At 56.3% G+C, this 4623-nt stretch carries 6 protein-coding genes; 3 read left to right on the top strand and 3 right to left on the bottom strand.

Annotation, left to right across the window (positions count from 1 at the left end; genetic code table 11):
- A partial coding sequence (locus tag AC07XF_RS28820; RefSeq protein ID WP_495029231.1) for a VCBS domain-containing protein occupies positions 1 to 1202 on the bottom strand: 1202 nt, incomplete at its 3' end.
- Between the two features lie 90 nt (positions 1203 to 1292).
- A complete protein-coding gene (locus tag AC07XF_RS28815; RefSeq protein ID WP_495029230.1) occupies positions 1293 to 1580 on the bottom strand; it encodes a PilZ domain-containing protein in 288 nt (95 codons plus the stop codon).
- Between the two features lie 204 nt (positions 1581 to 1784).
- On the opposite strand from AC07XF_RS28815, the gene AC07XF_RS28810 reads away from it, so the two are divergent.
- Positions 1785 to 2450 (top strand): LuxR C-terminal-related transcriptional regulator, encoded by a 666-nt coding sequence (locus tag AC07XF_RS28810; RefSeq protein WP_495029229.1) that lies wholly within the window; start codon positions 1785 to 1787, stop codon positions 2448 to 2450.
- 311 nt (positions 2451 to 2761) lie between these two features.
- Here AC07XF_RS28810 and gstA read toward each other — a convergent pair whose 3' ends face one another.
- Positions 2762 to 3391, bottom strand: coding sequence for a glutathione transferase GstA (gene gstA, locus AC07XF_RS28805; protein ID WP_495029228.1), 630 nt, complete (start codon positions 3389 to 3391; stop codon positions 2762 to 2764).
- A gap of 146 nt (positions 3392 to 3537) precedes the next feature.
- Here gstA and AC07XF_RS28800 point away from each other — a divergent pair, with 146 nt between their 5' ends.
- Positions 3538 to 3885, top strand: coding sequence for a winged helix-turn-helix transcriptional regulator (locus tag AC07XF_RS28800; protein ID WP_495029227.1), 348 nt, complete (start codon positions 3538 to 3540; stop codon positions 3883 to 3885).
- Positions 3886 to 4020: 135 nt separating this feature from the next.
- Positions 4021 to 4389: a GNAT family N-acetyltransferase gene (locus AC07XF_RS28795; RefSeq protein WP_495029226.1), complete on the top strand. Its 369-nt coding sequence runs from the start codon at positions 4021 to 4023 to the stop codon at positions 4387 to 4389.
- Positions 4390 to 4623: the final 234 nt, after the last annotated feature.

Genomic DNA, 4623 nt, shown 5'->3' with positions numbered 1-4623 from the left:
GGCCCGTCATTGCTGCCAGTCAGGGTAATCGTCACAGCCTTGGTCACCGTCGCCCCGAAGTCGTCGGTCAGCGTCACCGTGAACACTTCGGTCTTGGTCTGGCCTTCAGCCAGGTACTGCGCCGCACTGTTGTTCAGCGTATAGGTCCAACCCACGCTGCCCGCCGCGTCGCCGGTGCTCTCGTCGCCGACACTGGCCACCAGCGTACCCAGCGCACCGGACGGCGCGCTCACGCTGGCCACATGCGCGTGATCGGCCAGGTCCACGTCACCGAAGGCAAAGCTGCCGCTGGCCAACGTGGTGCCGTCTTCGCTCACCGTCCCGCTTTCGACTTCTGCCGCCGTCACCGTTGGCCCGTCATTGGTGCCGGTGATGGTGACGGTCACATTCTGCGTTACCGACGAACCATGACCATCGCTGATGGTGACCAGGTAAGTTTCGGTTACTGTCTGTCCCTGAGCCAGGTACTGCGCCGCCGCATTGCTCAGGTTGTACGTCCATTGCACCGAACCGTTGGCCGCGTTCGCTGCTTCGCTTACCGGCGAGAGCACGAACGTGCCAAGATGAGTAGCGTTGCCCCCCGCCGGCGCGAACGTCGCCATGTGCGTGTCACTCAGGTCGACGTCGTTAAAGACAATCGTGCCGCTGGCCGTCAGCGAGTCGGTCGTGCTCGCAGTGGTGGCGGCGTCTTCAGTCACCGTGCCGGCCTGCGCGCCGAGGCTGATCGTCACACCATCATTCACGCCCGAAAACTGTACTGTCGCGGTGGCCCAACTGAGCGTTCCGTTGCCGAGACGAATCGCATAGGTAAAGCTGTCCGTCAGGAGCTCGCCAGCAGCAAGCGACTGGAGTTGTGCCTTAAAAGCAGAGGAGAAAGTAGTGGCGTCGTAGCCGACCTTACCGTCCGAGGTGATCCAGATCTTTGCACCATTCAAGCTGGTGTCAGAACTCATCGCCTCAGCCCTCGCCGTATCCTGGGTCAGGAGGTCGGCCGGAGCATAAGCCTTGGTGGCAGTAGAAAGACTGTCCGCGTTGTCGAGTGACCAGAGTGTCTTCGCGTTGCCGCCGAGGTCATTGGACATGACGTCCCAATACACGACCCCCAACAGGTTTTCAGTGGCGGTGAAGACGTCATCCTTCGCCTGCGGCGTGTTGGAAAACGAGGTAACGGTTCCGCCGCTGGTAGTTGTGGTGCTAGCCATGTCTTTCTCCCATGAATGTCACTCTGAGCAAAAGAACCGCTGTGGGCCGCTAACAGCCACAAGTCGATTCTTCCTCAACCCACGAATACTTCACTCCACCGGTACCAGCCGGCTGGCCAGCAGCTTCACGCCCACCCCGGCCCTGTCGCCCAGCGGCTCGATGCGCACGATTTGTCCTTGCGCCTTGAACTTCATGGGGCCGCCGGGAGTGTCGAGCTCGATCTCGAAGTCAATCAAGCTACCCACCTGCTGCTCGCTATCGGTTTCGAAATACAAACCGGAGGCGCTGATGTCACGGGTGACACCGTTGCCCCCGCCGATCAGTTGCAGCGACAGGGTGACTTGTTCACGGGGCTCAATTCGGTGTGCGTCTTTCATGACTGCAGTCTAAAAACGGCCTCTGTTTTTTACATGAGTGCGCTATCCCTTTTTTTCTGGGAGTCAATCACCCATGAAAACAGTGTTTTACGGGACAAATGTCATGGGAGGGGGGGCCTGAAGCGCTATAGAAAAAAGCTAGGGGCTGCAACGATTGCTATCATGATCAGCTAACACAACCCAGCTAAAGAGGCAGCGAGCCGCATGCCAATTCAAGTCCTGTTAGTAGCTCTACCGCTTGTGGCCTGGGGCCTTGAGCGTCTGGTGGAAAGCGCTCGACCGAAGTTGATGTTGGCGGGTTCGACGGCGTCGGTGGCGCAATACCTGCTTTCGCTGCACCTATACACACCAGATGTGGTGGTACTGGACCTGGACAGCGAGGACTGTATCGAGTCGCTGGCCGACCTGCACAGCAGGACCAAAGCCAAGATTCTGGTAGTGACGGGGTCGAGTGACGTGGCACTGCATGACAGTGCGGTGATGGCGGGCGCTCGTGGCGTGGTGGATAAGCGGGAGTCGGCATCCGCATCAACATTGCTCAAAGCCATAGAAAAAGTGCATGAAGGCGAACTCTGGATTGACCGCAATGCGACCAGTCGTATCTTCCTTGAACTGGCACGCAAGAAAGCCGAGCGCGATATAGACCCGGAGCAACACAAAATCGCCAAGCTGACACGCCGCGAGCAGCAAACCATTGCATCGCTGGCCAGCGACCCCTCTGCCCCTGGCAAGCTGGTGGCCGAGAAGCTGCACATCAGCGAGCACACGCTACGCAACCATTTAACATCGATCTACAGCAAGCTGGGCCTGACGAACCGCGTAGATCTCTACGCCTACGCACACAAGCATGGGCTTTCCTCAGGCGACTGAGGGCTGCGGCAACACGCCCGATCTACCCCACCCATCTCCTGCATTGGGCCACGGAGGGATGCACCACTTCATTCCAATCGGTGGTGACCAGACTCTCGCAATAGGTTATTGCAAACCATGCACCGGGAATCGGATTGCAAGCGATAGGCACGACATGCCAACGGGGGTTAGCTGAATGTTTACAGGCAGCAACCGGCCCCGAGCAGTCACTTGGATACGCCTGCTGTAGTGCCATTGAACAACCAGCAAAGGCAAATCTCGCAGGCGATCCGTCACCTAAATTTTCAGCAGTGCCTCTTGGCAGATCCGCATCATGCCAGTCCTTCCAGCAGCAGCGCCTTTTGGACCGCAGGGCGCTGACGCACCCGGCCGTACCAGGCTTTTAGATTATTCAAAGCGTCGAAATGAATGTTGGCTTTGTAGTATGACGTCAGCCAATCCGCCTGCCCCCAGCCTGTTAGTGCGAACAAATAGCTGTCGGCGACAGTAAACTTGTCGCCAAGCAGAAACTGGCGGTCAGCGAGTTGTTTATCTATCCACGCAAAGCGTGCCTCCAGCTTGGGCCTGACAGTGTCCACATACTTGCCCGCTAGCCCGGCGTACAGAAGTGGGATGAAGCCCTTGTGGATCTCCGACGTCAAAAAGCTGAGCCATTCCTGTAGTCGATATCTCTCCAGCGTGCCATTGGGCGGAGCCAGGCCCGATTCAGGCTTCTGGTCAGCCAGATACTGCACGATCGCAAGTCCTTCTCGAAATCTGGTTCCGTCCTTCAACTCAAGGACTGGCACATACCCGAGGGGGTTTACATCATAGTAGTCGCCGTCACCGTCCACCGTGTGATCCCGGTGTTCGACCCTGAGCAACGCGACATCAAGACCAAGTTCATTGATCACAATATGAGGGGATAGGGAGCAACTGCCAGGGATGTAGTAAAGCTTCACGAGCGATCTCCTAATAGGTCGGGACATCACTTCCACCCGGAAAGTGATGGAAGACCATCTTAGAGACAAGGTATATAAATGGAAGAAGGCACTTTTTTATCATCTAGGTACATAAAATATACCTGCAACACGCTGAGGAATATTCCATGAAAAAGAATGTGACGGGCTGTTCGGTGGAAGAAGCCATGCGTCTGCTAGGTGGTCGATGGCGTCTGCTGCTGGTCTCATATCTTCTCGACGGCCCCAAGCGTTTTAACGAACTACGGCGTGATGTCCCGGGAATCTCGCAACGTATGCTGACCCTTGACCTGCGGGCACTTGAGGAAGTCGGCTTGGTGAAGCGCACGGTATACCCGACAGTTCCCGTAAAAGTGGAGTATGAGCTGACCGAGGAAGGGAATCGATTGAGGCCCGTCGTCAACGTAATGCGGGACTTTGGTTTGTGGTTGAAGCAGAGTGGGAAGACCGTGATGCCGTTGGATCAAGAGGCATAGGTTCGATCAGTGCTTACCGTATAACCAAGCGAGGTCTGAGATGGGCCGTGTAGTCTTTCGCAACAGGCAGCTATCGGCCGATTCTGTTGAAAAAGTCGGCCTTAGTTTCCATGACCAAAAGAGCGGCTGGGAATTTTGACCCCGTTGCTGGCCCATAATCTGGTCCACGGAGGAGACGACGCCCATGAAACATTTGCTCTGTTGCTACGAGCCCCTGACAGTAACGAAGTCATTGGCGGACTGTACGGCAAGGTCTCTTATCGATGGCTGCTCATCGATCTTGTCAGCGTTCCCGAGTCGATGCGTGACCAGGGTATCGGAGAACGGCTAATGCGCATGGCCGAAGAAATCGCGCAGAAAAAGCACTGCATTGGTATCTGGCTGGAGACCTTCAGCTTTCAGGCACCCGGGTTTTATCGAAAACTTGGTTACTCCGAATTCGGACGCCTGGCAGATTATCCACCGGGACATACCCGGATCTATTACCAGAAGTCGTTGTGCTGATGCGTTTTGGATCTTGGGCCGATAGCTGTGCTTCGTTTCGTAGCAGGCCGAAATCGGCCAGTTGTAAACGCTACCAATCCAGTGTCTCAGGACGGATATATGGAAACTTCAACTCTGGACTGACTAAAAATCGCTAAAAAAGAGCCCTCAAGGGGCTAATGCCGATCAGTTAGGCGAACCCAGACGCTACGCCTTCCTTGTAGCAGCTGCCGAAGGCTGCGTCCGGCTGCGCAG

The sequence above is a fragment of the Pseudomonas sp. GW821-FHT01C01 genome (assembly GCF_059422645.1).
The sequence above is the reverse complement of the archived record's forward strand: the minus strand, read 5'-3'. Positions and strand labels throughout refer to the sequence as shown.

Coding starts and splice junctions, on each gene's coding strand:
- AC07XF_RS28815 (WP_495029230.1), bottom strand. CDS start 1,580: ATGAAAGACGCACACCGAATTGAGCCCCGTGAACAAGTCACCCTGTCG.
- AC07XF_RS28810 (WP_495029229.1), top strand. CDS start 1,785: ATGCCAATTCAAGTCCTGTTAGTAGCTCTACCGCTTGTGGCCTGGGGC.
- AC07XF_RS28800 (WP_495029227.1), top strand. CDS start 3,538: ATGAAAAAGAATGTGACGGGCTGTTCGGTGGAAGAAGCCATGCGTCTG.